The organism is Streptomyces sp. NPDC006463 (genome assembly GCF_042870715.1).
Taxonomy (GTDB): Bacteria; Actinomycetota; Actinomycetes; order Streptomycetales; family Streptomycetaceae; genus Streptomyces.
The window spans coordinates 348,225-370,525 of record NZ_JBIAHP010000005.1 but is presented as its reverse complement, the minus strand read 5'-3'; the positions used below and the strand labels follow the sequence as shown (position 1 = coordinate 370,525).

The 22,301-nt window shown below is 71.4% G+C and carries 26 protein-coding genes and 1 pseudogene; 16 read left to right on the top strand and 11 right to left on the bottom strand.

Annotated elements, in window-relative coordinates; all coding sequences use genetic code 11:
• Positions 1–83 precede the first annotated feature (83 nt).
• The 3 genes from ACFYOB_RS12725 to ACFYOB_RS12715 form a co-directional block, all read right to left on the bottom strand.
• A complete protein-coding gene (locus ACFYOB_RS12725) occupies positions 84–1,277 on the bottom strand; it encodes an NAD(P)/FAD-dependent oxidoreductase (protein ID WP_388558557.1) in 1,194 nt (397 codons plus the stop codon).
• 114 nt (positions 1,278–1,391) lie between these two features.
• Positions 1,392–1,997, bottom strand: coding sequence for a DsbA family protein (locus tag ACFYOB_RS12720; protein ID WP_388558554.1), 606 nt, complete (start codon positions 1,995–1,997; stop codon positions 1,392–1,394).
• Between the two features lie 103 nt (positions 1,998–2,100).
• Positions 2,101–2,400 carry a hypothetical protein gene (locus ACFYOB_RS12715; protein ID WP_388558551.1) on the bottom strand — a complete coding sequence of 100 codons (300 nt, stop codon included), beginning with the start codon at positions 2,398–2,400 and terminating at the stop codon, positions 2,101–2,103.
• A gap of 142 nt (positions 2,401–2,542) precedes the next feature.
• Between ACFYOB_RS12715 and ACFYOB_RS12710 the strand changes: the two genes are divergently transcribed.
• Positions 2,543–3,283, top strand: coding sequence for a PP2C family protein-serine/threonine phosphatase (locus tag ACFYOB_RS12710; RefSeq protein WP_388558548.1), 741 nt, complete (start codon positions 2,543–2,545; stop codon positions 3,281–3,283).
• A gap of 82 nt (positions 3,284–3,365) precedes the next feature.
• Here ACFYOB_RS12710 and ACFYOB_RS12705 read toward each other — a convergent pair whose 3' ends face one another.
• The gene (locus ACFYOB_RS12705; RefSeq protein WP_388558545.1) at positions 3,366–3,755 is read right to left on the bottom strand and encodes an SHOCT domain-containing protein; all 390 of its coding nucleotides are present in this window, start codon (positions 3,753–3,755) and stop codon (positions 3,366–3,368) included.
• A 119-nt stretch (positions 3,756–3,874) separates the two neighbouring features.
• Here ACFYOB_RS12705 and ACFYOB_RS12700 point away from each other — a divergent pair, with 119 nt between their 5' ends.
• Genes ACFYOB_RS12700 through ACFYOB_RS12690 form a run of 3 tightly spaced genes read left to right on the top strand, consistent with a single transcriptional unit; the run spans position 3,875 to position 6,613 of the window.
• Entirely contained in the window at positions 3,875–4,600 is a 726-nt protein-coding gene (locus tag ACFYOB_RS12700) for a GAP family protein (protein ID WP_388558541.1), read from the top strand.
• Between the two features lie 58 nt (positions 4,601–4,658).
• Complete coding sequence (locus tag ACFYOB_RS12695; protein WP_388558538.1) at positions 4,659–5,279, top strand: potassium channel family protein; 621 nt, start codon at positions 4,659–4,661, stop codon at positions 5,277–5,279.
• Positions 5,276–6,613, top strand: a complete 1,338-nt coding sequence (locus tag ACFYOB_RS12690; RefSeq protein ID WP_388558535.1) for a chloride channel protein — start codon at positions 5,276–5,278, stop codon at positions 6,611–6,613. Before ACFYOB_RS12695 ends, ACFYOB_RS12690 begins: the two co-directional genes overlap by 4 nt.
• 16 nt (positions 6,614–6,629) lie before the next feature.
• On the opposite strand, the gene ACFYOB_RS12685 is transcribed toward ACFYOB_RS12690, so the two are convergent.
• Complete coding sequence (locus ACFYOB_RS12685) at positions 6,630–7,058, bottom strand: hypothetical protein (protein WP_388558532.1); 429 nt, start codon at positions 7,056–7,058, stop codon at positions 6,630–6,632.
• 233 nt (positions 7,059–7,291) lie between these two features.
• Here ACFYOB_RS12685 and ACFYOB_RS12680 point away from each other — a divergent pair, with 233 nt between their 5' ends.
• Positions 7,292–7,603: a trypco2 family protein gene (locus tag ACFYOB_RS12680; protein ID WP_388558529.1), complete on the top strand. Its 312-nt coding sequence runs from the start codon at positions 7,292–7,294 to the stop codon at positions 7,601–7,603.
• A gap of 2 nt (positions 7,604–7,605) precedes the next feature.
• Positions 7,606–10,623, top strand: a complete 3,018-nt coding sequence (locus tag ACFYOB_RS12675; protein ID WP_388558525.1) for a trypsin-like peptidase domain-containing protein — start codon at positions 7,606–7,608, stop codon at positions 10,621–10,623.
• A 25-nt stretch (positions 10,624–10,648) separates the two neighbouring features.
• Here the strand turns inward: ACFYOB_RS12675 and ACFYOB_RS12670 are convergent, their stop codons facing one another.
• The 3 genes from ACFYOB_RS12670 to ACFYOB_RS12660 form a co-directional block, all read right to left on the bottom strand.
• On the bottom strand, positions 10,649–12,334 hold the full coding sequence (locus tag ACFYOB_RS12670; RefSeq protein WP_388558522.1) for a hypothetical protein: 1,686 nt from the start codon (positions 12,332–12,334) through the stop codon (positions 10,649–10,651).
• Between the two features lie 93 nt (positions 12,335–12,427).
• Positions 12,428–12,895 carry a hypothetical protein gene (locus tag ACFYOB_RS12665; protein ID WP_388558519.1) on the bottom strand — a complete coding sequence of 156 codons (468 nt, stop codon included), beginning with the start codon at positions 12,893–12,895 and terminating at the stop codon, positions 12,428–12,430.
• The gene (locus ACFYOB_RS12660; protein ID WP_388558516.1) at positions 12,892–13,446 is read right to left on the bottom strand and encodes an RNA polymerase sigma factor; all 555 of its coding nucleotides are present in this window, start codon (positions 13,444–13,446) and stop codon (positions 12,892–12,894) included. Before ACFYOB_RS12660 ends, ACFYOB_RS12665 begins: the two co-directional genes overlap by 4 nt.
• A 521-nt stretch (positions 13,447–13,967) precedes the next feature.
• On the opposite strand from ACFYOB_RS12660, the gene ACFYOB_RS12655 reads away from it, so the two are divergent.
• The 3 genes from ACFYOB_RS12655 (at position 13,968) to ACFYOB_RS12645 (ending at position 15,294) form a co-directional block, all read left to right on the top strand.
• Positions 13,968–14,171, top strand: coding sequence for a cold-shock protein (locus ACFYOB_RS12655; RefSeq protein WP_030011983.1), 204 nt, complete (start codon positions 13,968–13,970; stop codon positions 14,169–14,171).
• A 184-nt stretch (positions 14,172–14,355) separates the two neighbouring features.
• A complete protein-coding gene (locus tag ACFYOB_RS12650) occupies positions 14,356–14,733 on the top strand; it encodes a hypothetical protein (RefSeq protein WP_388558511.1) in 378 nt (125 codons plus the stop codon).
• A gap of 90 nt (positions 14,734–14,823) precedes the next feature.
• A complete protein-coding gene (locus tag ACFYOB_RS12645; protein WP_388558508.1) occupies positions 14,824–15,294 on the top strand; it encodes a winged helix-turn-helix domain-containing protein in 471 nt (156 codons plus the stop codon).
• Here ACFYOB_RS12645 and ACFYOB_RS12640 read toward each other — a convergent pair.
• Positions 15,230–15,802: pseudogene (locus ACFYOB_RS12640) on the bottom strand (ATP-binding cassette domain-containing protein); the annotation flags it as partial. The gene ACFYOB_RS12645 and the pseudogene ACFYOB_RS12640 sit on opposite strands and share 65 nt — an antisense overlap.
• Before the next feature lie 138 nt (positions 15,803–15,940).
• On the opposite strand from ACFYOB_RS12640, the gene ACFYOB_RS12635 reads away from it, so the two are divergent.
• A complete protein-coding gene (locus ACFYOB_RS12635; protein ID WP_388558505.1) occupies positions 15,941–16,885 on the top strand; it encodes a SigB/SigF/SigG family RNA polymerase sigma factor in 945 nt (314 codons plus the stop codon).
• Here the strand turns inward: ACFYOB_RS12635 and ACFYOB_RS12630 are convergent.
• Positions 16,857–17,279: an ATP-binding protein gene (locus ACFYOB_RS12630; protein WP_388558502.1), complete on the bottom strand. Its 423-nt coding sequence runs from the start codon at positions 17,277–17,279 to the stop codon at positions 16,857–16,859. The genes ACFYOB_RS12635 and ACFYOB_RS12630 overlap by 29 nt on opposite strands.
• Positions 17,280–17,510: 231 nt before the next feature.
• Between ACFYOB_RS12630 and ACFYOB_RS12625 the strand changes: the two genes are divergently transcribed.
• Both ACFYOB_RS12625 and pucL read left to right on the top strand, forming a co-directional pair.
• Positions 17,511–18,899 (top strand): aspartate aminotransferase family protein, encoded by a 1,389-nt coding sequence (locus ACFYOB_RS12625; RefSeq protein WP_388558499.1) that lies wholly within the window; start codon positions 17,511–17,513, stop codon positions 18,897–18,899.
• A 232-nt stretch (positions 18,900–19,131) separates the two neighbouring features.
• Positions 19,132–20,049, top strand: coding sequence for a factor-independent urate hydroxylase (gene pucL / locus ACFYOB_RS12620; RefSeq protein WP_388558496.1), 918 nt, complete (start codon positions 19,132–19,134; stop codon positions 20,047–20,049).
• On the opposite strand, the gene ACFYOB_RS12615 is transcribed toward pucL, so the two are convergent.
• Positions 20,046–20,489 (bottom strand): histidine phosphatase family protein, encoded by a 444-nt coding sequence (locus ACFYOB_RS12615; RefSeq protein WP_388558493.1) that lies wholly within the window; start codon positions 20,487–20,489, stop codon positions 20,046–20,048. The two genes, pucL and ACFYOB_RS12615, sit on opposite strands and share 4 nt — an antisense overlap.
• A 188-nt stretch (positions 20,490–20,677) precedes the next feature.
• Here ACFYOB_RS12615 and ACFYOB_RS12610 point away from each other — a divergent pair, with 188 nt between their 5' ends.
• From ACFYOB_RS12610 to ACFYOB_RS12595, 4 genes are read left to right on the top strand one after another with little or no spacing between them, the layout of a single operon-like run.
• Positions 20,678–20,893 (top strand): CbtB-domain containing protein, encoded by a 216-nt coding sequence (locus ACFYOB_RS12610; protein WP_388558490.1) that lies wholly within the window; start codon positions 20,678–20,680, stop codon positions 20,891–20,893.
• A 30-nt stretch (positions 20,894–20,923) separates the two neighbouring features.
• Positions 20,924–21,685: a CbtA family protein gene (locus tag ACFYOB_RS12605; protein ID WP_388558487.1), complete on the top strand. Its 762-nt coding sequence runs from the start codon at positions 20,924–20,926 to the stop codon at positions 21,683–21,685.
• 21 nt (positions 21,686–21,706) lie between these two features.
• Entirely contained in the window at positions 21,707–21,964 is a 258-nt protein-coding gene (locus tag ACFYOB_RS12600; RefSeq protein ID WP_328926710.1) for a hypothetical protein, read from the top strand.
• Between the two features lie 10 nt (positions 21,965–21,974).
• Positions 21,975–22,115 (top strand): hypothetical protein, encoded by a 141-nt coding sequence (locus ACFYOB_RS12595; protein ID WP_388558484.1) that lies wholly within the window; start codon positions 21,975–21,977, stop codon positions 22,113–22,115.
• Positions 22,116–22,301 lie beyond the last annotated feature (186 nt).

Below are 22,301 nucleotides of genomic sequence, written 5' to 3'. Positions count from 1 at the left end.
GTCCCCTCTTCGCGTACGGCGATGGTGGTGCCGGTGGTAGCCCAGCCTGCCCGTTCCCGTTCAGGAAATGGCCAACGCCCCGTTCAGGAAATGGCCAACGCCTCGCCGCGCCCGGCCTCCAGCAGCTGCTGGCGCGTGCCCCCTCCCGAGGCGCGGTGCAGGCTGTACCCACCGGGCTTGTGTGCCTCGTCCGCCAGGTGCTTGACGACGCCCTTGCACACGAACTCCTTGAGCTTCGCGCCAGGGCGGCCGTCGATGTGGAACCACAGCGCGGTGTCGTTCTTGTGCGCGAACTGGAAGATGCCGGCGCGTCGGCCCAGGCTGATGCACTGGCCGGCGAACACCTGGTTGAGGGTCGCAGGCTGCTCACCCGCGATCCGGCTGAGCACCGTGTCGGCGGCCCGCGCGCCCAGCGGCATCGCGGCCTGGCAGCTCATCCGCAGCGGCAGGTTCGACGGCGCCGCCGAGTCCCCGGCCGCCACGATGCGCTCGTCGTCCACGCTGGTCAGCGTCTCGTCCGTGAGCAGGCGGCCCAGGACGTCCGTGCTCAGCCCGCTGCGCGCGGCCAGGTCCGGCACGCCGAAGCCGGCGGTCCAGATGGTCACCGCGCTCGGCAGCTCGCGGCCTGACCCGAGCAGCACGGCGTCACGGGTCACCGCCGTCACCTCGGTGCCGGGGCCGTCGACCACGGTCACCCCGAGCGCCTTCAGCCGCCCGGCCACCGAGCGCCGGCCGCGCGGGTGCAGGTACGGGCCCAGCACCCCGCCGCACACCAGGGTCACCGCGCGCCCCTGCTCCGCCAGCTCGGCGGCGGTCTCGATGCCGGTCGGACCGGCTCCGACAACGGTCACCGCGGCCGAGGCGGGCGCGGCGTCGAGAACCGGCCGCAGCCGCTGCGCCTCCTCCAGGTCGGCGATCGGGTAGGCGAACTCGGCCGCCCCGGGCACGCGCGGGTCGGCGCTGCCGCTGCCCACCGCGTAGACCAGGTAGTCGTAGCCCAGCGTTCGGCCCGACGACAGCGTCACGCTGCGCCCGGCCGCGTCGATCCGGGTCACGGCGTCGACCACCAGCCGCGCGCCCTCGGCCAGGACCTCTCGGTAGTCGACGACCGCGTCGTCGGACCCGCCCACCAGCTGGTGCAGACGGATGCGGTGCACGAAGGTCCCGCGCGGGTTGATCAGCGTCACGGTCACGTCGTCGCGCTGCGTCAGGCGATTGGCGGCCATGACGCCCGCGTACCCGCCGCCGATCACGACCACATCGGTGTGCCCAGTCATGGTGTCTCCTCCGTCTTCAGGGGTTCGACCACAAGACACCGCGCGGCCGATCCCTGTGACAGCACGTGACCCGGATCACTCCGCGGGCGGGGCGGGCGCCGGCACCGGGCCCGGTCAGGTGAAGTCGAGCGCTCCCGTCCGCGTCCGCTTGAGTTCGAAGAACTTCGGGTAGCCGGCCAGGAGCCGGACGCCGTCGAAGACGCGGACCGCGTCCTGGCCGCGCGGTATCGAGGTGAGGACCGGGCCGAAGAAGGCGGTGCCGTCGATGTGGATGGTGGGGGTGCCGACCTCCTCGCCGACGGGGTCCATGCCCTCGTGGTGGCTCTTGCGCAACGCGTCGTCGTACTCGGTGCCGTCCGCCGCGTCGGCCAGGTCCTCGGGGAGGCCGGCCTCGGCCAGGGCCTCCCTGATGACGGTGGCGTCGGCGGCCCGGTCCTCGTTGTGGAGGCGGGTGCCGAGTGCCGTGTAGAGGCCGCGCAGAACCTCCTCGCCGTGCTCCTGCGCCGCGGCGGTGCAGACGCGTACGGGCCCCCAGCTCGTGGCGAGGAGCCTTCGGTAGCGCTCGGGAAGGTCTTCGCGGCCCTCGTTGAGAACGGACAGGCTCATGACGCGGAAGGTGAGGTCGAGGTCGCGGTGGCGCTCGACTTCCAGCATCCAGCGGGAAGTGATCCAGGCGAACGGGCAGATGGGATCGAAGAAGAAATCGACTCTGTTGGTCACCGGCTCAGGCTAGGAGCGGGGCAGCCCGGTCCGTAGCGCCATTTCCCCGCGGGAATCCTGGGCCAATCCGCGCCCGGGACGCCCCGGGAGGCCCCGGGGGCGGCTACGGCTGGAGGCGGCTGAAGGCCACCTCGAAGTGCTCGACCGAGACGATCCGCTGGCCTTCGCGCTGCGCCGTCTCCTCACGGATCCGGGCGGCCCGGTCCTCGCTCGCCCGCATGGTCTGCTCGTCCTCCCACAAGGTCAGCGACTTGGCCTTTCCCGAGGCCCGGTCGACGAGGTAGTACACGCCCCGGAAGCCCGGAACGTCCTGGACCTGCTGGACGATCGCCTCCGAATGCGCGCTCAGGTCTCCCGTCGCGGGAACCGGTGATCCCTGGTAGGTGCTCAGCCTCGCGAACATCTCGAGCAGTCCTTTCCTCGGGCCCCACGACCAGCGTGCTCCGGCCGGTCGCACACCGCATGCCGAGCGGCGGCACAGCCGAGCAGCGTGACAATGGGAGGGGAGTGCTGCGTCTGCCGTTGCGGAGAGGCGGGTCGTCGTGGTGGCGTACATAGCTGTGACCGCCCTGAGCCATGTCGGGCTGATCCGTGACCACAACGAGGACAGCCTGGCCGTCGGCCCGTGGACACTGTGCGGGACCGTGACCCTGAGCCCCCAGACGCTGTTGTTCCCCCTCGGCAGACCGCTCGTCGTCGCCGTCGCCGACGGGCTCGGCGGGCAGCCGGCCGGCGAGGTCGCCAGCGAGCTGGTCGTCCGCGAGCTCGCCTCGCTCGGCCCGGCGCTGGACAGCGCGGAGGCGATCAGTGACGCGCTGAACCGCTGCAACGACGCGGTGTACTCGGCCACCGACGGCCGTCCGGATCTGGCCGCCATGGGAACCACGGTCGCCGGGGCCCTCGTACTGGCGGAGTCCCTGCTGGCGTTCAACGTCGGCGACAGCAAGGTGTTCCACGCGACCGAGGACGGGCTGCACCAGGTCAGCGTGGACGACAGTCCGCCGCCCGCGCCCGGCCATCGCACCACGTCGGCCGTCACCCAGACGCTCGGCGGCAGCCCCGGGCTCAGCCCCATCACCCCCCACGTGGCGGCTTTCCCGCTGTCCACGGGCGATCGCTACCTGGTGTGCAGCGACGGGCTGACCGACCCGCTGCCCGACGACGTGATCGACGACCTGCTGCGCGTGCACGACGACGGCAAGGCCGCCTTCGAGCTGTGGAAGGCGGCCATCGAAGCCGGAGGTCCGGACAACATCACGCTCGCCCTGGTGCGCATCGGCGCGTGAGGGGCCGGGTCCCGAGAGCGGCTGCAGGCCCCGCCCGGAAGGGCGGGGCCTGCAGCCGTCGAAGTGGCGCTGACGCGACCGCTCACGCCAGGAGCTTCGCCTTGGCGCGGTCGTACTCCTCCTGGGTGATGTCGCCCTTGTTCTTGAGCGCGGCGAGCTTGCTCAGCTCCTCCGCCGAACCGCCCCCGGGTCCCGCCGCCTCCTGGACGTAGCTGCGGAAGGCCTGCTCGTTCTCCTTGTACTGCTTCAAGTCCCGCTGGCCCATGCCGGATCCGCGGGCGATGAGGTAGACGAACACGCCGAGGAACGGCAGCAGGATCACGAAGATGAGCCATCCCGCCTTCCCCCAGCCACCGAGGCTGTGGTCACGGAAGATATCCGTGATGACCTTGAAGAGGAGGAAGAACCACAGGACCCACAGGAAGAGCCACAGCATCGTCCAGAAGATGTTGAGAAGCGGATAGTCGTCCATGCTCGCTCCGATCATGCATGCGGGTACTTCATTGATACAGCCGGTACTCAGCGTCCGCATTTCGGAGCACATTTCATATCTTTTGCAACCGGCCGCAGGGTCGGACGACCATGGACACCATGCTGCTTGACCTACTCGTCATCGGCCTCGTCATCACCATCTACCCGCTGCCCGTCATGGCGTTCGTGCTGGTGCTGTCGGCGCCCAAGGGCCTGTGGAAAGGTCTCGCGTTCATCCTCGCCTGGCTCGCGTGCCTCGTCGCCGTGATCGCCATCGTGCTCCTCCTCACCGGCGGCGAGCCGCCCGCGCCCAGGTCGCCCCCCTCCACCGCCGGGCTGGCGGCGAAACTGGCCATCGGCATCGGGCTCGTCGTCTACAGCGAACGCAGACGTCGCCGCCGGAGCCGCGGTGGACCGGACACCGCACCGGACGCCGCACCCGACACCGCATCCGGCTCCGCCCCGGGTTCCGCCCCGGATCCCGGATCCGACTCCTCCCAGAACTCGCACACGTCCCGGATGGACCAGGTCACCGCGTGGTCGGCGGCCGGGCTCGCGGTGCTCCTGCAGCCCTGGGGCATGGTCGGTGCGGCAGCCGCCACCGTCGTGGACGCGAACCTCAGCCACAGCGAGTCGTTCCTGGCGCTCCTGGCCTTCTGCCTCCTCGCCACCTCCAGCCTCCTGGCCATGGAGCTGTACATGGTGTTCGCGCCCGAGAAGGCCGGGCGGGCGCTGACGGGCTTGCGGACGTGGCTGTCGGACCACAAGGACCCCGCCATCGTGGTCACTTGCCTCGTCCTCGGACTGTGGCTGGTGGGCAGGAGCCTGTACGAGCTCACGCGCTGAGGCACGGACGCGGGCCGCTCCGGTCGCGCGATGTGCTCCGCCCCCTTCTCCTGAAGCCATGGAACGCAAGGCACCCGGGCGACATGGCCCCGCCGACGCGTCGTACCGGCGGCGCCGTCGCGTGACGGCAGGTCACCTGATCCGCTCACTGGGCTCGGCCTGCCTGCTCACGGCGCTGTACTACCTGAGCCCGCTGGACGGCGGGCTCGACGTCTCCATCGTCGTCACGCTCGCGCTCGGTCTGGCGACCTTCGGAGGGCTCGTCACCTGGCAGATCATCACCATCACCCGTTCGGAGTATCCGCGGTTGCGCGCCATCGAAGCGCTCTCCACCGCGGTGCCGCTGTTCCTGCTGCTCTTCTCCGCGGCGTACTACCTGCTCGAAGAGCAGGCGCCGCATTCCTTCTCGGAGCCCCTGGACCGCACGGACGCGCTGTACTTCACCGTCACGGTGTTCGCGACCGTCGGCTTCGGTGACATCACGCCCACCACCCAGACCTCCCGCATCATGACCACCGCCCAGATGACCCTCGACCTGATCCTGGTGGGCGTGATCGCCAAGGTCCTCTTCAGCGCCGTCCGGATCGGAATCGCGCGGCGGGACACGGCCGCCCCGGCCCCCGGCGGCGAAGGGGACCCCCCGGGTGGACCATCGAGAGGGAAAGGAAGTGACCCATGACGGAGCAGCGACCCCGATCCGACCCGCCCGTCAGCGGCACCCAGCCTCAAGAGGCGGACGTCCTGCGCCACATGCTCCGCAGCGCCGGGTACCTGAAGACACTCGCCTTCTCCGCCCTCGTCGGCGTCCTGGTGTCCCTCGCCTCCTTCTGGTTCCTCGCCGCGCTGCACGAACTGGAGCACGTGCTGTGGGCGGACCTGCCGCAGGCCATGGGCCGGGACACCCCGCCCTGGTGGTGGCCGCTCCCCCTGCTCCTCTTCGCCGGGATCGCGGTGGGCCTGATCGCCACGCACCTGCCCGGCGCGGGCGGCCACGTACCCGCGGCCGGACTCCACACGGTGGGCGCCGTGCCCGCGGCGCTGCCCGGGGTCGTGCTCGCGGCGGCCGCCAGCCTGCCGTTCGGCGCCGTGCTGGGGCCGGAGGCCCCGCTGATCGCCCTGGGCGGCGGACTGGCCCTGGTGTTCCGGGACCTCGCACAGGCGCCCGCGACCCCGCAGAGCAACGCGCTGCTGGGCGCGGCCGGCGCCGCCGCGGCCGTCTCCGCCATCTTCGGCAACCCGCTGATCGCGGCGGTGCTGCTGATGGAGTTGGCGGGCGTGGGCGGGCCGCGGCTGTTCGCGGTCATGCTGCCCGTCATGCTGTCCAGCGGAATCGGGGCCCTCGTGTTCACGGGACTCGGACGCTGGACGGGGCTGGAGACGGGGGACCTGACCCTGAAGCTGTTCGCCCCGGCCCCCCGTCTGGACCTGGCGGACGTGGCCTGGACGCTGGTCATCGCCGTCGCCCTCGCCGCCGCGATCCATCCCCTGCTGGCCGGGGCCCGGCGGCTCGCCGCGTACGTCACGTCGGAGCGACGCCTCGTACGGACCGTCCAGTGCGCCCTGGGCGCCGCGGTCTGCGCCTGCCTCTACGCACTGATCACCGGCCGCTCCCCCGCCGAGGTCGCCTCGTCCGGCCAGGCGGGCCTCGCCGCGCTGGCCGCCGACCCGCACGCCTGGGGTATCGGCGCCCTGTTCGCCGTCGTGCTGTTCAAGGGCGCCGCCTACGCGTTCTGCCTCGGCAGCCTGCGCGGCGGCCCCGTGTTCCCCGCGCTCTTCATCGGAGCCGCGGTGGGCGTCCTGCTCTCGCCCCTGCCCGGCCTGGGGGTCGTACCCGGGATGGCGGTGGGCATGGCGGCGGCCGCGGCCGCCACGCTGCGGCTGCCGGTGGGCAGCGCGGTCCTGGTGATCCTGCTGCTCGGCAGTTACGCGATGATGCCGGTGGTGATCCTGGCGGCCGTGGCCGCCTTCGTCGTCACCGAACTACTGCCTCCCGGGCGTGAGGTCCTGCCCTAGGCGGGGTTCAGCCGGTTCAGCGGCACCGGAGGCCGGTGGAGGCATTCGTCGTGGCCTGGTCCAGCTTCTCGATCTGCGGCTGCAGCTGGGTGCGCGCGTCCTTGCCGGTCGTGTCTCCCGGCAGGTCCTCGTACGCCTTCTTGAGGTTCTCGGCGGCGTCCTGGACAGCGGCCCGCTCCGCCTCCTTCAGCTGCTGGGCGTTCTCCTTGACGTTGGACCAGTCCTCTTTGACGGCGTCGACGGCGTCCTTGATCTGGTCCTTGGTCGCGGTGGCGGGACTCAGGGCCTTCAGCTTGGCGTTGTCCGCCTTCAGCGAGGTCAGGTCGGTGCAGAGGTCGGCCGCGGCCTTGGTCGCCTCCTCTTCGGGCGAGGTGTCGTCGGAACACGCGGCGAGACCGAACAACGCGCTGACGCAGAGCACGCCGATCACCGGGAAACGCTTCATGAGAGACCTTCCTCGACGAGACAGAGCAGGCGTAAGGGACCTTTCGCCACACATAGCACAATATGCACGGTCGGCTACGTTTCGCATCCTTACGCTCACACACGGTCAATGCCGGTGGTCGCCGCCCACCGCGTTCTCCCGGCCCTGGGTGGACGGGGCTGGGGGCCGATGCGTGATGATGTGGCGTGCCCGAGTGGGCAGTTGACCAGAAGAGCCGGTTGGGGGCCCTGCTTGTGAACGATGCGGTCGAGTTGGCGGACATGATCACGCAGCTGCGCCAGGAGCTGAGCCGTGCCATGTCGGAAGGCGACGAATCAGGCCTGCGGTTCAAGGCGGAGCGGGTGGAGCTGGAGCTGACCGTCGGGGTGGAGCGGACCAGCGAACCGGGGGTGAAGGTCAGGTTCTGGGTGTTCGACGCCGGCGCCACGGCCAAGCGGTCGACCACGGTCACGCAGAAGCTGACGCTGACGTTGCAGCCGGTACGGGCGGACGCGCCCGACCAGATGGCGCTGATCTCCGGGGACGAGCTGCTGGGTGAGGACTGACGGTGAGCACTGACGGTTCGGACGGGAGCGGCGGACTGGATCCGCACCGCATCGCGGAGGTCATCGTCACCACCGCCGACGGCGGCGGGCGGCGCGGCTCGGGCTACCGGGTCGGCGACGCGGTGGTGCTGACCGCCCACCACGTGGTGGCCGGAGCCGCCGGCGTCCAGGTGCGCTTCGACGCCGGCCGGCCGGGGCAGTGGGCCGCCGAGGCGACCGTGGCCTGGTCGGACGCCGGCACCGACGTGTCCGTGCTGGCCTTCGCGCCCCGGCCGGGCGACCCGCCCGTCCCGCCCGCCCGGTTCGGGCGCGTCGGCGACGACCGGCACGCCGTCATCGGTGTACACGCCGCGGGATTCCCGCTGTGGAAGCGGCGACGCACCCCCGACGGGCGGCAGTTCCGCGAGCTGCACCAGGCGGACGGGACCGTGGCGGCCCTGTCCAACCTGCGGACCGGCACCCTGGAGATCACCGTCCCGGTGGCGGCCGCCGACCCCGACCCCAAGGTGTCGCCGTGGTCGGGGATGTCGGGCGCCGCCGTATGGGCCGGGCCCCACATCGTCGGGGTCGTCGCCGAACACCACCGCTGGGAAGGGATGGGCCGGCTGGCGGCGGCCCGCATCGACCACACCCTGCACCGGGTCGGCGAGCAGCGCCGGGCCGAGCTGGCCGGGCTGCTGGCGATCGGTGACCCGCAGGCCCTGCCGGACGTGGTTCCCGGCCAGGGGGTCGCCGGACCCCGCCCCCGCCAGGCGGGTTCGAGGGTCATCGGGCTGCCCGTCACGCACGGTCTGGAGCTGTTCAAGGACCGGACCGAGGCCCGCGAGACGATCGGCCGGCTCCTCTCGGATCCCGCCGTCCGCATGGTCACCGTCACCGGCCGCCGGGGCATGGGCAAGAGCGCCGTAGCGGCCAAGGTCATGGAGCTGCTGGAGCGGGGCGAGTGGCCGGGCCACTCGCGGGCGTCCGCTCCGTCGGGGCTGGTCAACCTGAGCACCCGTACGTCGGGCATCTCCCTGGAGCGCATCTACTTCGACTGCGCCCGCGCACTCGGCCCCGAGGACGAGGCACGGCTGCTGGACGTCTGGGCCACGGGCCGCCCCGTACAGGACAAGATCGGCGAGCTGTTCGCCGCGATGGGAGACCGGCTCGTCGTCATCCTGATGGACAACCTGGAGGACCGGCTCCAGGACGACGGCACGCTCGACGAGGCAGCCGAGGAACTCGCGGTCTTCTTCGACTGCCTCTTCCGGGCACGGTCCACGCCCCGGCTGCTCGTCACCTCGCAGATACCGCTACGGCTCGCCCCCGAGCTGCGCCGCTTCGCCGCGGAGGTCGAACTGTCCGACGGTCTGCCGCCCGGCGAGTCCGTCGCGCTGCTGCGCGAGCTCGACCAGGACGGGAGCCTCGGTGTGGCGCAGCTGTCCGACGAGCAGCTGCTGCGGGCCGCGGTCCACGTCCACGGGGTACCGCGTGCGCTGGAGCTGCTGGTGGGCGCCATGGCCGACGACACGCTGGCGCTGCCGACGCTGCAGGAGGTCCTGGAGGACTTCACCCTGCGCGGAGACGTGGTCGCGGGGCTCGCCCAGGACCGGTACCGGCGGCTCGGCCCCGAGGGCCGCGGCGTGCTGAACGTCCTCGCGGTGCTGCGCACGCCCGTACCGCGCGAGGCGGTCGAGTGGATCATGGCGAGCCTCGGTACGGACAGCGGTACAGACCTCGGTGCCGTCCCGGGTCCCGGCCGCTCCGGCGTCGCACCGGTCCTGTCCGACCTGCTGCGCATGCGCATGCTGTCGGTGGACCGGGCCACCCGCACCGTCGCGCTGCACCCGATGGACGCCGACCTCGCATACGGCGCCATGCCGCGGGAAGGCGTCCTCGGACGGCGGTCCCTGGAGCGGCGGGCCGCCGACTGGTACGCGAGCATCGCCCCGCCCCGGCCGGAATGGCGCGGCCTGGACGACGTCCAGCCGTACCGGCGCGAGTTCGACCACCGGGTGCGCGCCGGTGACATGGACGGCGCCGCGCTGGTGCTCGGCTCGATCACACGATGGATGGTCCGGCACGGATCGGTGCTCGCGGCCATCTCGATGCACCTGACACTGGAGGGACAGTTGACCGACGACCGGGCACGTCTTGCCCATCTCATCAGCTTCGGGCACGCCCGGTTGAGCGGAGGCCCGCTGGCACACGCGGCCGAACTGTTCACCGAGGCAGCCGGTCTGGCCGAGCGCCTCGACGACCGCCGGGCCCTGCAGGACGCCATGTTCGGCCTGGGCGACGCCCACCGTCAGCTGGGCCGCCTCGACGCCGCCATGGGCCCGCTGGCCCGGGCCGGCGACCTGGCCCACGAGAACGGCGACGCCGAAGCCGAGGTGCACGCACTCCTGGGCCTCAGCCTCGCCCACAGCACCCTGGGCGACGGCGCGGCGGCCCTGGCCGGCGCCGACCGGCTGAGCGAACTCGCCCGTACGTCGGGGGACCCGCTCACCGAGGCCCGTTCGTGGAACGCCCGCTTCACGGCCCTGCTGACCCTGGGCCGGTGGGAGGAGACCATCACGGCGGGCGACAGGGCCGTCGCCGCCTACCGGGACGCGGGCGTCCAGGAAGCGACCGACTACGCGCTGAACGCCAAGGGCGTGGCGCTCCTCGCGCTGGGGCGGGTCGACGAGGCCCTGGCATCGCTGGAGGCGGCGCTCGGCGCGGCGTCGGCGATGGAGAACCCGCGCACCGAGGGCGTCTGCCTCTACAACACGGCGTGGGCGTACTGGACCGGCGGCCGGTACGGGCAGGCGGCCGAGGCGGCCGAGCGCGCGGCCGCCTCGCTGCAACTCGCCGGGGCGGCGGAGGCCGCGGCGGCAGGAGCGCTCGCCGAGGCGGCCCGCGCCCGGGCGGTGCCCGGCCCGCGGGAGGCCGCCGACGCGCTGGTCCGGGCCGCCGACGGCACCGGGCGCAACGTCGAGATGGTCCGCCCGGCCTGGCTCACCGAGGAGGCGGAGCGGCTGCGCGCCGGAGCCTGACGCCCCGGCGCGCCCCGGGCCGCGGTTACTTGGTGTCGTAGTAGCCGAAGACGTCGACGACGAGGTCGATGTTGTCCCAGCCCCGGTTCCAGAAGTCGACGATGCCGTTGGCACCGGTGCTCGCCTGGACCAGGTTCGGGACGGTCCTGCCCTGCGTCCAGTTCAGGTTGGAGGAGTTGGGCGGGGTCGGCCAGGCCTCCGTCCCGTTCTCGTACTGGCCGGACGTGTTCGGGTCCGGGGCGACCGTGAGGTACCCGCCGCCCTGGGTGTTGGTGACCGTGGTGTTCAGCACGAAGCCCGAGATGCCCGGTTCCGTGTCGGAGAACGGCACGTAGATGTAGCTCTGGCCCTCCAGCGGCCCGTACACCGGGCTGCCGGGGTCACGGGTGTCGACCAGGCGCAGCGGATCCAGCGGCAGGTAGGCGCCCTTGCCGTCGGGGCCGTAGTAGCCGACGACGTCGACGACCACGTCGGTCCCGGCCCAGGCGCCGTTGCGGACGCTGATCTTGCCGTCGGGGCCGACGGGCACGATCACCGAGTTGGCGATGGTCTGGCCGGCGGTGAAGTTCACGCTGGAGGTGGACGGAGCCGCCTGCCCGCTCGGGAAGACGGTCAGGTGGCCGTCCTCCTTCGGGTTGGTGACGGTCACGTTGAGCGCGACGGCCTTGACGCCCTGGGGGACGCCGCGCAGGCCGCTCATCTGCGTGCTGAAGGTCGCCTGCCCGGCGACCTGGCCCTTCGCGGTGCCGAGGCCCTCGCGGGTGTCGACGAAGCGGGTCGGCGCCATCGGGGTGTAGCCGCTGGACGCGGTCTGGGTGAAGTAGCCGGTGACGTCCGCGAGCAGGTCGACCGACTCCCAGCCGGCGTTGTACAGCTCCACGTAGCCGTCCTGGCTGACCGGCACGATCACCAGGTTCGGGACCGTCTGGCCGGCCGAGAAGTTGACGTTCGACGAGGTCGGCCGATCGGCGTCCTTGGCGTAGGCGGTGATGTGCCCGCCGCTGGTGGTGTTGGTGACGGTGACGTTGAGGACCACGGCGGTGACGTTGTCCGGGATCGAGCCGTTGCCCTCGACCTTGACGCGGGTCGTGCCGTACGCGGGCACCTTGCCCTTGGGCGCGCCGATGCCCGACCGGGTGTCCAGGAGGCGGGTCGGGGCGTACGGGGTGAAGTCGGAGCCCTCGGTGACGACGTCGAGCTGGTTGACGGCCTGCGTGTTGTTCGCGGCGTCGACCACGGTGACGGTGACCTTGTACGAGCCGACCTCGGCGTACATGTGCGGCGTGGTCAGCACGGTGGAACCGGCGGCGTCGGCCGTGTCCGTGGTCCCGTCGCCCCAGGCGATGGTGACCTTGAGCGAGGCGGCCTCACTGGTGATCGTGGACTTCAGCTGCAGCCCGTGCGCGCTGCTGTTCTCGGCGCCCAGGGCGACCGCGAGGTTGGGGTTGCCAGCGACGGTACCCGCGGTCATCGGGGCGGCGGCCGCCTTGTTCTGCGGGGCGGACAGCGTCTTTCGGACCGTACGGTCCGCGGGGCTGGTGAACGTCTTGAAGCTGCGCGCCGCGGCGTCGTCGAGGTTGACGTCCGGAGCGGCCAGCTTGGGCGCACCGGCCGTACCGGACGCGGCGGGATCGGCCTGGGCCGTGCCCGGTATGAGACCGACACCGGCCGCGATGAAGGCGGCGGAGAGAACGAGTCGGCGGTTGCGCACCGGACCCCCTTTTGGGATGTTTTTGAACACGCTCAGGGCAGAATCCCGCACAGCGTACAGAGCCCCGCGGCGGCCTCCGCGGGGGGTGCCCGTTCACGGTTCCAGCTGGTCACAGAGGCGCCCCAGCACCCTCGCGGCCAGCGGCGCCATCAGCGGGCGCAACGCCCGGTCGGCCACGCCGATGCCGGGCAGGCGCAGGCCGCCGAAGAAGGCGAACCGGGTCCCGTGCCCTTCCGGCACGGCGGCCATTCCGCCGACCACGAACCGGCTCTGCATGAGGCACCAGCCCGGCCGCAGCACGATGTCGAAACGCGCCCGCATGCCGAGCGGGCTGCGGGCCCGGGCTTCGAGGCGTTCACCGGCGGCCGAGGTCACCGTGAAGGAACTGATGTCGGTGATGAGCCGGGGCAGCTGGTCCTCCAGGTCCGAGGCGAGGCCCCAGACCCGGTCGAAGGGCGCGGCGAGGAGGTGCTCGGCGAAGCCGGCGCCCGGGGTGGTGCGGGCGATCACCCGCAGCCTGCGGACGGCGTCGAGTTCGGCGACCGGCCAGGAGTCGTTCAACGTTCCCACGCCTTCCGGAAGTTGCGGCGGGCCCGGAAGAGCCGGGTCCGCACGGTGGGTTCGGGCACCCCGAGCAGAGCGCTGACCGCGTGCTCGTCCAGCCCTTCGAGGTCGCGCAGGACCAGCACGGCGCGGTGCGCCGGGGAGAGCCGTTCCAGCACGTCGCGCACGTCGGCCGCGAGCTGCGGATCGCCCCGCGCCGGAACCTCGTCGAGCGGGTCGGCCACGGTCCGCGCCCCGGCCCGGGCCATGCGCACCGCCTCCCGTACGGCGATCACGCGCACCCAGCCGAACAGCGCGGCCGGCTCCCGCAGCCGCCCGATGTTCCGGAAGACCGCGATCAGCGCCTCCTGTGTGGCGTCCGGTCCGTCCTGCAGCGCGATCGGCCCGCACAGCCGCCCGACGTACGGGGTCAGCAGGTCGAGCAGCTCCTGGACGGCCATCCGGTCGCCGCGCTGGGCGGACCGCACGAGCGCCGACAGCTCCTCCTCGGTCGCCGTCACCGTGCGCCGGGCCGGGTCGCCGGGGCGATCCGGCACAACTGGGTCCACTGCCCCGGGATCCTCATGACTTCCTCCTTGACCGCGTCTCGAACGGGAAGAGGCCGCGAACCCTCCGAACATTCCATGTGACCTGCATCACAAGGGAGTTGGAGCCGGACGTGTGGGACTGCTTGCCGGATCATCGCGCCGGAGGACCGGCCCGAAGAAGCCCTCCGGCCGAACGAGGAGACGCGCCGCGGGCACGAAAATCCTGAAGCCGTCGGCAGCGTTCATATGACTTCCGTGCACGGATATCCGATTCCGCCGGCGCAGAATTACGAGTATGCACAGGGAGGTTTAAAGCCGCGCCGACCCCGAATGGCCGACATTCCCACGCCCTGACCTTCGCCCTGTGCTACGGTGACACCAGTTGCAGTTGTGGTTCCCGAAAACTTACAAGTGCTCTCACCGGATTTTTCGGGCGGGCGCTTTTTTTATTTACCGGTTGAGTTTCCGGTCGGGGCAATCATCGCGGCGACTCCGGCGCTCGCACAGTGCGATCCCGGGCACTGCCCCAAAGGAGATTCACCATGGCATCTGGCACCGTGAAGTGGTTCAACGCGGAAAAGGGCTTCGGCTTCATCGAGCAGGAGGGTGGCGGCGCTGACGTGTTCGCCCACTACTCGAACATCGCCTCCTCCGGCTTCCGTGAGCTTCAGGAAGGCCAGAAGGTTACCTTCGACGTCACGCAGGGCCAGAAGGGCCCGCAGGCCGAGAACATCGTTCCCGCCTAATCACCGGCGTATACGGGCTGGGGCCCGCACCTTGGGGTGCGGGCCCCAGCCCGTTGCGTTTTTTGGAATTCCTCGATACGCGTCTGCTGCTTGAAGCACACCACTCGCACGAACGACCGGCATTCCCGCACCCGTACGGGTGGCGGCCCCGTCCGGGGCTGACCGCTTGCTAGAGTCCGTGCCCATGTCGATCCCTGATGACCTGCTCATCGATCTCGCTGCCATGGTCGAGTCGGAGCAAACCAATCAGATGTCCCTCACCGTCGTGGTGGGCGGCGCCGTCATCACCGGCCGCCTCGCCCCCGAGAGCGTCTGGCGTCAGCGCGTCGCCGAGGTCCTCCAGGACTCCGACCAGCTGGTCCCGTTCGCCAAGGTCTTCAGAGCGTCCGGACAGCCCGGCCCCACCGGCCCGCCCGCCGGGCCGCCCTCGCACCTGCACTTCCACGTGGCGCGCATCCTCCAGGGCACCCTGGGCATCCCCGAAACCGGCGGCATGTACCGGATCGCACTCGCGGACGTCAGTGCGTGGACCGTCGGGGACTTCAGCTACTCGGACAAATAGGCCCACCCCCGATCAGGCGGCCAACTCCCGCCGCCCCACGGCGTTTCCGGCCTCAGGGCCTCCCGCAGAACGGCGTCATGCGCTTTTTCCATGCCGGGGGCCCTTGAGGCACGGGGTGAGGACGGGGCCGGCCCCGGTGTCGGCGGGGCGCGGCTGCGGACGCTGCTGATCCTGCTCGCGCTGGAACCGGGCCGCCTGGTGGCCTCCGAGCTGCTGATCGACGGGATCTGGGAGAACGATCCGCCGATGGGCGCCGCGAACGCCCTGCAGGCGCTGGTGTCCCGGCTGCGCCGGGCACTGCCCGGCGTGGCGGTCGAATCGCATCCGGCCGGGTACCGCCTCGTCGTCGAGCCGGACGACGTGGACGTGACCCGCTTCGAGCGTGCTCGGCGAGTGCCCCGGGCTCCGCGTCCTCGCGACCAGCCGGGAGCCGCTCGGCCTCACCGGCGAGGCCCTGTGGCCGGTGCACCCGACGGCTCTGCCTCCCCGGGACGCCGATGCCGCGCAGGCCACGTCGTACGCCGCGGTCCGGCTGCTGGGGTGCGGGCGGCGCGTTCGTAGCCGGCGCCGGGTCGGTGAACTCCAGGCGGAGCTGCCCGCCCGGGACCAGCCGCTTCAGCTCGTGCGCGGTGCCCTCCGCGACCAGCCTGCCGCCGTCCAGGACCGCGATCCGGTCGGCGCGGATGATCTGCGGGCCGCCCATCAGGGGCATCGCCAGGTCGAGGCGGCGCAGCATGCCGCCGGAGAAGGTCACGGAGACCTTCCGGGCCACGTCGGCCAGGTAGAAGGCCTCCAGCAGTTCGGCGGCGCGGCGGCCCTGCGCCCTGCCCAGGTGGCGCAGATCCGCCATCAGGCGGAGGTTCTCCTCGGCGGTGAGCAGCTTGTCGACCGCCGAGAACCGGCCGGTGACCCCCATCGCGGACCGTACGGCGCCGGGCGAGGCGGCCAGGTCGTGCCCGGCGATCCGTACCTGGCCGCCGTCGGCGCCGATCAGGGTGGAGAGGATCTGCACGGTGGTGGTCGTCCCGGCGCCGGGCGGGCCGAGCAGCGAGAAGATCGTGCCGGCCGGGCCGCGCGGGCCGGGATCCCTGCCACGGTGTCAGGTCGACTCGCGGTCGTTCCGTCGTGATGCCCTCACCTTGGCCGGGGTCCTGACCGACGAGCGAGGACACGGGGGGTACGGGATAATTTGTAGGGGTATATCCCCTTGGACAGCGCGACGACGCACCCCGGGCACTCCCCCGGGGTCCACCCGTCGGAGGAGCGCAGCGCCATGCACCGTACAGACCTCACAGACGTCTCGACCGACGAGGCCAGGGCCCTGTCCGTGTCCCTGTTCCGGAGAATGGCCGAGTTGGAGGAAGGCGGCGCGGAGTACTCGTACGTCCGCAACACCCTCGTCGAGCTGAACCTCAGCCTCGTGAAGTACGCCGCCCGCCGGTTCCGCGGGCGGAGCGAGCCGATGGAGGACATCATCCAGGTCGGCACGATCGGTCTGATCAAGGCCATCAACCGCTTCGACCCGGAGCGCGGGGTGGAATTCACCTCGTTCGCGATGCCGACGATCACCGGGGAGATCAAGCGGTTCTTCCGGGACACCAGCTGGGCCGTCAAGGTCCCGCGGCGGCTCCAGGAACTGCGCATCGATTCGGCCAAGGCACACGACGCCCTGGAGCAGGAACTCGGCCGCGAGCCCACGGAGACCGAGCTCGCCGGGCACCTGCACGTCACGCCCGAGGAGCTGGTGGAGGGCCGCAAGGCCGCGTCCGCGTACTCCGCGCGCTCCCTGGACGCGCCGGTCCAGGAGGACGGCGACCACGACGCCGGCGCCGACCGGCCCTCGCTCGGCGAGGAGGAGGCGGCGTACGACCGCATCGAGTGCCTGGAGTCCCTCAAGCCGATCCTGGCCGGCCTGCCGGAGCGCGAGCGCGTCCTGCTCTCGCTGCGGTTCGGGCAGGAACTGACGCAGTCCGAGATCGGCGACCGGCTGGGGCTCTCCCAGATGCACGTGTCCCGCCTGCTGGCCCGCACCCTGGAGCGGCTGCGCACCGGGCTGCTCACCGACGAGCCCGACGAAGCGCCGGAAGCGGCCGAGCTGTCGGCGGAGGCGGGCCGGGTGGGCGTTACGGCTGCGGAGCCCGCGGCGCGCTGACCGGTACCTCCAGCCAGACGGTCTTGCCCGGCCGTCCGTCGGCCGACGGCTCCCAGCCCCAGCCTTGCGAGAGCCGATCCAGCACGATCAGCCCGTGCCCTCCCGGCTGCGCGCGGTCGCGGGGCGGCCGCCGCCGCGGCGGCTCGGAGCTGTCGTCGCTGACCTCGACGCGCAGCAGCTCAGAGGTGTGCCGCAGGACCAGTTCGCGCGGGCCGCCGCCGTGCAGGCAGGCATTGGTGACCACCTCGGAGACCAGCAGGAGCACGTCCTCGACGGCGTCGGTCTCCCCCGGCCACTGCCAGTCGGCCAGCGCCCGGCGGGTGAAGTCCCGGCAGCGGCCCACGACACCGGCCGTGGCGCCTCCCAGGACCAGCCTCCGCGTCTGCTCGGCCACAGGGCCTCCCGTCTCCGCGCGCGCCGCTCAGCGCCGCACCTACCCCCACCCCAGGCTGCCAATCCTAGGACGGCGACCATCACCCACTCCCCATTGATTCCACATCGCGGAAATTGAATTCCGCAATACGGTAAATCGAGATCCAACCCGCGGCGCCCGCCACATCGCCCGAGTCCGCCCGCCCACCGGACACAGCCGCCGTTCCGCATCGTGGACAACTACTCTCGTTTTATGAACGCAGAAGCCGACGCCCTCGCCGCCGCGGAAGACGACGCGGCGCGAGGCGCAGTGAAAGACGCAGTGAAGGACGCCGACCGGAAGCACGTCTTCCATTCGTGGTCGGCGCAGGAGCTCATCGACCCGCTCGCCGTCGCCGGGGCCGAGGGCTCGTACTTCTGGGACTACGACGGCAACCGCTTCCTCGACTTCTCCAGCGCCCTCGTCTACACGAACATCGGCTACCAGCACCCCAAGGTCGCCGCGGCCATCCAGGAGCAGGCGGCCAAGCTGTGCACGGTCGCGCCCGGCTTCGCCGTCGACGTCCGCTCCGAGGCGGCCCGGCTGATCGCCGAGCGGACGCCCGGCGACCTGGACAAGATCTTCTTCACCAATGCCGGGGCCGAGGCCGTCGAGAACGCCGTCCGCATGGCCCGGCTGCACACCGGTCGGCCCAAGGTGCTCTCCGCGTACCGCTCGTACCACGGCGCCACCTCCACCGCGATCAACCTGACCGGTGACGCGCGGCGCTTCGGCAACGACACCGCCACCGCCGGTGTCGTGCACTTCTGGGGCCCCTTCGCCTACCGCTCGCCCTTCTACGCGACCACCGAGGCCGAGGAGTGCGAGCGCGCCCTGCGCCACCTGGAGGACACCATCGTCTTCGAGGGTCCGCAGTCCATCGCCGCGATCATCCTGGAGACCGTCGGCGGCGCCCCGGGCGTGCTCGTCCACCCGGCCGGCTACCTGCCCGGCGTGCGCGAGCTCTGCGACCGCCACGGCATCGTCTTCATCCTCGACGAGATCATGGTCGGTTTCGGCCGGACCGGTAAGTGGTTCGCCTCCGAGCACTGGGACGTGCGGCCCGACCTGCTCTGCTTCGCCAAGGGCGTCACCAGCGGCTACGTACCCCTCGGCGGGGTCGCCATCTCGGCCGCCATCGCCGAGACCTTCGCCCGCCGGCCCTACCCGGGCGGGCTGACGTACTCCGGCCACGTGCTGGCCTGTGCGGCCGCCGTCGCCACGATCAACGTCATGGAGGAGGAGGGCATCGTCGAGCAGTCCGCCCGCACCGGCGCCGAGCTGCTCGGCCCCGGGCTGCGCGAGCTCGCCGAGCGGCACCCCTCGGTCGGTGAGGTCCGCGGGCTCGGCACCTTCTGGGCCCTGGAACTCGTACGGGACGCGGCGACGCGGGAGCCGCTGGTTCCGTACAACGCCTCGGGCGCCGACAACGCGCCCATGGCGGAGTTCGGGGCGGCCCTGAAGAAGGGCGGCCTGTGGCCGCTGCTCGCGGGGAACCGCATCCACGTCGCGCCGCCGTGCAACATCTCGCCGAAGGACGTGGCCAAGGGCCTGGCGATCCTCGACGAGGCCCTGTCGGTCGCCGACGCGCACACGGTCTGACCTGCACGGACATACGGTCCCCCAATCCGTGGGTGCCGCTCTCGGAGGATTCGCGGCATTACGAACAGCACGTGAACGTGCTGAAATCCGAAAGAGCACCTACGGACCGGGATGCACGTCAGTCCCGGGGCGGTCCTGCGTGACCGAACGGCGGGGAGCGGTCCGACCGCTGGACGCCGGGCGTACGGGATCCCGCCAGCCGGACTCCGTGTACCCGTAAGGAAGTCGACCCATGAGCAAGCACGTCCTGGCCCAGAACCAGTACGGCAAGGCCGAGAACCGCATCGTCAAGGTCACCCGCAAGGGCGCCGACGGTTCGTGGCACGAGATCCGCGACCTCAACGTCTCGGTCGCGCTCCGCGGTGAGTTCCGCGACGTCCACCTGACCGGCGACAACGCCAACTGCCTGCCGACCGACACCACCAAGAACACGGTGTACGCCTTCGGCAAGGAGCACGGCATCGACTCCCCCGAGGCCTTCGGCATCCTGCTCGCCAAGCACTTCGTCTCCTCGCAGGAGCCCATCCGCGAGGCGCAGATCCGCATCGAGGAGTACGCGTGGGACCGCATCCCGGTCCCGACGCGCAAGGAGCAGCACTCCTTCGTCCGCAAGGGCCAGGAGGTGCGCACCGCGCAGATCACGTACAGCGAGACGACGGGCCTGCAGGTCATCTCGGGTCTGAAGGACCTGACGGTGATGAACTCGACCAACTCCGAGTTCCACGGCTACATCAAGGACAAGTACACGACCCTGAAGGAGGCGTACGACCGCATCCTGGCGACCAAGGTCACCGCGCGCTGGGCGCACTCGGCGCTGGCCGCCGACGACGCCGGGTACGACTGGGACCAGTCGTACAAGAAGGTCCGCAAGAACATGCTGGAAGCCTTCGCGGAGACGTACTCGTACTCGCTGCAGCAGACCCTGAACCAGATGGCCGAGCGGGTGCTCGACAACTGCGCCAAGGTCAACGAGGTGCGGCTGAACCTCCCCAACAAGCACCACTTCCTCGTCGACCTGGAGCCCTTCGGCCTCAAGAACGACAACGAGGTCTACTTCGCGGCGGACCGGATGTACGGCCTGATCGAGGGCACCGTCCACCGCGACGGCGTGCAGCCGGTCATCGCGACCTCCGACTGGATCGTCGCCTAGGCCTCCTCGGGCGCCGGGTACCGGTTCCCGATGCGCAGGTTCCACCGCCCCGCGCGCCCGCTGAGTTCGGTCAGCGTGCGGGGTCGTGCGTCCAGCCGCCAGAACGCGTGCGGCGGCAGCTCCAGCGCGTGCACGACCGCCGCCCGGACGAAGGCCTGATCGGCGGTCACCCGGTGGGTGCCGGGCGCGAGGCCGGTCAGCCAGATTCCCGCGCGGGCGACGAGCGCCTCGACGGACTCGCCGCCGGGCGGGGCGTACGCGGGGTCCGTGAGCCAGCTGCGCACCGCGGCCGGGTCCTCGGCCGCCACCTCGTCCAGGGTCCGCCCGGCCCACTGCCCGGTGTCCAGGGCGTACGGCCCCCCGTGGCCGAAGCGGTGCTGCCGCATCGAGCCGTCAAGCGCCGGGGTGACCAGGTGAACTCGTACCGACTGGGGGTTCATAAAGGGAGCGTAAGCGCGGTACGGTCTCGGACGACATAACTACATGACGACGGTACGACGGAAGCACGGTGAAAATCCGGCACGGTCGCGCCACTGTGATCCTCCCCGCAAGGGAGGCAAGTCAGACCCGCCGCCGTCGTCGCGAGCACCACTGACCGGGACGCGTGTTCCCTCTGGAGGTACCTGCCATGGCCGCTCACACCGCCGTGCCCACGACGGCTCCCGCCGTCGCCCCGATTTCGCTCTCCGCGCTCGCCCCCTGGGCGGCCTTCGTCGCCGTCCTCATGCTCGTCCTGCTGTACTTCATCGGCGTCGAACAGGGCGCCACCGCGGTCTTCGAGGGCGAGACCATCCACGAATGGCTGCACGACGGCCGCCACCTGCTCGGCTTCCCCTGCCACTGATCTCCTCGCCGCAAGGGAACCCGGACACAGATGAACTCTCTCTCCCCCCGCGTCCTTCTCGTCAGAGGCATGCTCGCCGGCCTGCTGGCCGGCGTCGCCGCCTTCCTCGTCGCGTACCTCCTCGGTGAGTCCAAGGTGGACGCGGCCATCGCCATCGAGGAGGCCGGCCATCTCGCGGCCGGCCACGACCACGGCGCCGAGGAGGCCCCGGTCAGCCGGGCCCTCCAGGCCACGGCCGGACTCGGCACCGGCGTCCTGCTGTACGGGGTCGCGCTCGGCGGCATCGCCGCGCTCGTCTACTGCTTCGCGCTGGGCCGCATCGGCCGCTTCGGCCCGCGGGCCACGGCCGCACTGGTCACCGGCGGGCTGTTCGTCACCATCACCCTGGTGCCGTTCTTCAAGTACCCCGCCAATCCGCCGGCCGTCGGCGACCCCGAGACGGCTGCCCGGCGGACCGCCCTCTACCTGCTCATGATCGCTCTGAGCGCGCTGCTGGCGGCGGGCGCGCTGATCCTGGGCCGACGGCTCGCCCCGAAGCTCGGCAACTGGAACGCGTCGGCCCTGGCGGGCGCGTTCTTCGTCCTCGCCGTCGGGATCTCGTACGCCTTCCTGCCCGGCATCAACGAGGTTCCGGCCGACTTCCCGGCCGCGCTGATCTGGGACTTCCGCCTCGCGTCCCTGGCCATCCAGGCCGCGCTGTGGACGACTTTCGGCCTCGCCTTCGGTTTTCTAGCCGAACGTGCCCTTGTGCCGGGCGCCGCACCCAAGGAGGCTGTGCAGCCGACGAGTTGACCATGAGGGGGCCGGTAGTACATGCCGTACGTGCCGACGGCGGTGAGACAGTGGCGAGGCTGGACGGGCGCCGCCCCGTTCTGGCTGAACTCGCTCCTGCTGCTCCTGGCCCCCTTCACCGCCGTCACGCTGTTCGGCCAGATCGGCGTGATCGCGGCCCTGGCCGCACTGGGCGGCCTGGCCCGGCACCTCTGGTTCGGCGACTACGGCCACCCGGCCGTCCACCTCGCCGCCATCCTGATGGGCGCGACGACGGCGACGATGGTCGCGGTGTGCTGACGACGGCCGGATGAGCTTCGCCGTCCACGCCCGCCGCGTCCGGGATCCCGGACGCGGGAGCGCGATCAGCCTCTACGCCCCCTTCGGCTCCCGGGAGACCTCCGGCACGACCCGGACGCCCTCGTACGGGCCCTGGACGCGCTGGAGCTGAGCCGCGAGGCCCGGATCGGCGAACGCTCCTGCCCGGGGTGCGGGAGCTGTGGCTCCGGACCCGGGGTACGGCCGCGCGGCGGCTGCTCGTGACGGCCGAACTGATCGTGGGGGACGGGCTGGGGGGCCGTAGGGCCTGCGGCGCGGACCCGTGAGATCACCCGTTCGGACGTACGGTCCCGCGCGC

Excerpts from the sequence above, each read along its gene's own strand:
- ACFYOB_RS12725 (WP_388558557.1), bottom strand. The coding sequence starts at position 1,277 with ATGACTGGGCACACCGATGTGGTCGTGATCGGCGGCGGGTACGCGGGC.
- ACFYOB_RS12715 (WP_388558551.1), bottom strand. The coding sequence starts at position 2,400 with ATGTTCGCGAGGCTGAGCACCTACCAGGGATCACCGGTTCCCGCGACG.
- ACFYOB_RS12705 (WP_388558545.1), bottom strand. The coding sequence starts at position 3,755 with ATGGACGACTATCCGCTTCTCAACATCTTCTGGACGATGCTGTGGCTC.
- ACFYOB_RS12700 (WP_388558541.1), top strand. The coding sequence starts at position 3,875 with ATGCTGCTTGACCTACTCGTCATCGGCCTCGTCATCACCATCTACCCG.
- ACFYOB_RS12695 (WP_388558538.1), top strand. The coding sequence starts at position 4,659 with ATGGAACGCAAGGCACCCGGGCGACATGGCCCCGCCGACGCGTCGTAC.
- ACFYOB_RS12690 (WP_388558535.1), top strand. The coding sequence starts at position 5,276 with ATGACGGAGCAGCGACCCCGATCCGACCCGCCCGTCAGCGGCACCCAG.
- ACFYOB_RS12685 (WP_388558532.1), bottom strand. The coding sequence starts at position 7,058 with ATGAAGCGTTTCCCGGTGATCGGCGTGCTCTGCGTCAGCGCGTTGTTC.
- ACFYOB_RS12655 (WP_030011983.1), top strand. The coding sequence starts at position 13,968 with ATGGCATCTGGCACCGTGAAGTGGTTCAACGCGGAAAAGGGCTTCGGC.
- ACFYOB_RS12650 (WP_388558511.1), top strand. The coding sequence starts at position 14,356 with ATGTCGATCCCTGATGACCTGCTCATCGATCTCGCTGCCATGGTCGAG.
- ACFYOB_RS12645 (WP_388558508.1), top strand. The coding sequence starts at position 14,824 with ATGCCGGGGGCCCTTGAGGCACGGGGTGAGGACGGGGCCGGCCCCGGT.
- ACFYOB_RS12625 (WP_388558499.1), top strand. The coding sequence starts at position 17,511 with ATGAACGCAGAAGCCGACGCCCTCGCCGCCGCGGAAGACGACGCGGCG.
- pucL (WP_388558496.1), top strand. The coding sequence starts at position 19,132 with ATGAGCAAGCACGTCCTGGCCCAGAACCAGTACGGCAAGGCCGAGAAC.
- ACFYOB_RS12615 (WP_388558493.1), bottom strand. The coding sequence starts at position 20,489 with ATGAACCCCCAGTCGGTACGAGTTCACCTGGTCACCCCGGCGCTTGAC.
- ACFYOB_RS12610 (WP_388558490.1), top strand. The coding sequence starts at position 20,678 with ATGGCCGCTCACACCGCCGTGCCCACGACGGCTCCCGCCGTCGCCCCG.
- ACFYOB_RS12605 (WP_388558487.1), top strand. The coding sequence starts at position 20,924 with ATGAACTCTCTCTCCCCCCGCGTCCTTCTCGTCAGAGGCATGCTCGCC.
- ACFYOB_RS12600 (WP_328926710.1), top strand. The coding sequence starts at position 21,707 with ATGCCGTACGTGCCGACGGCGGTGAGACAGTGGCGAGGCTGGACGGGC.
- ACFYOB_RS12595 (WP_388558484.1), top strand. The coding sequence starts at position 21,975 with ATGAGCTTCGCCGTCCACGCCCGCCGCGTCCGGGATCCCGGACGCGGG.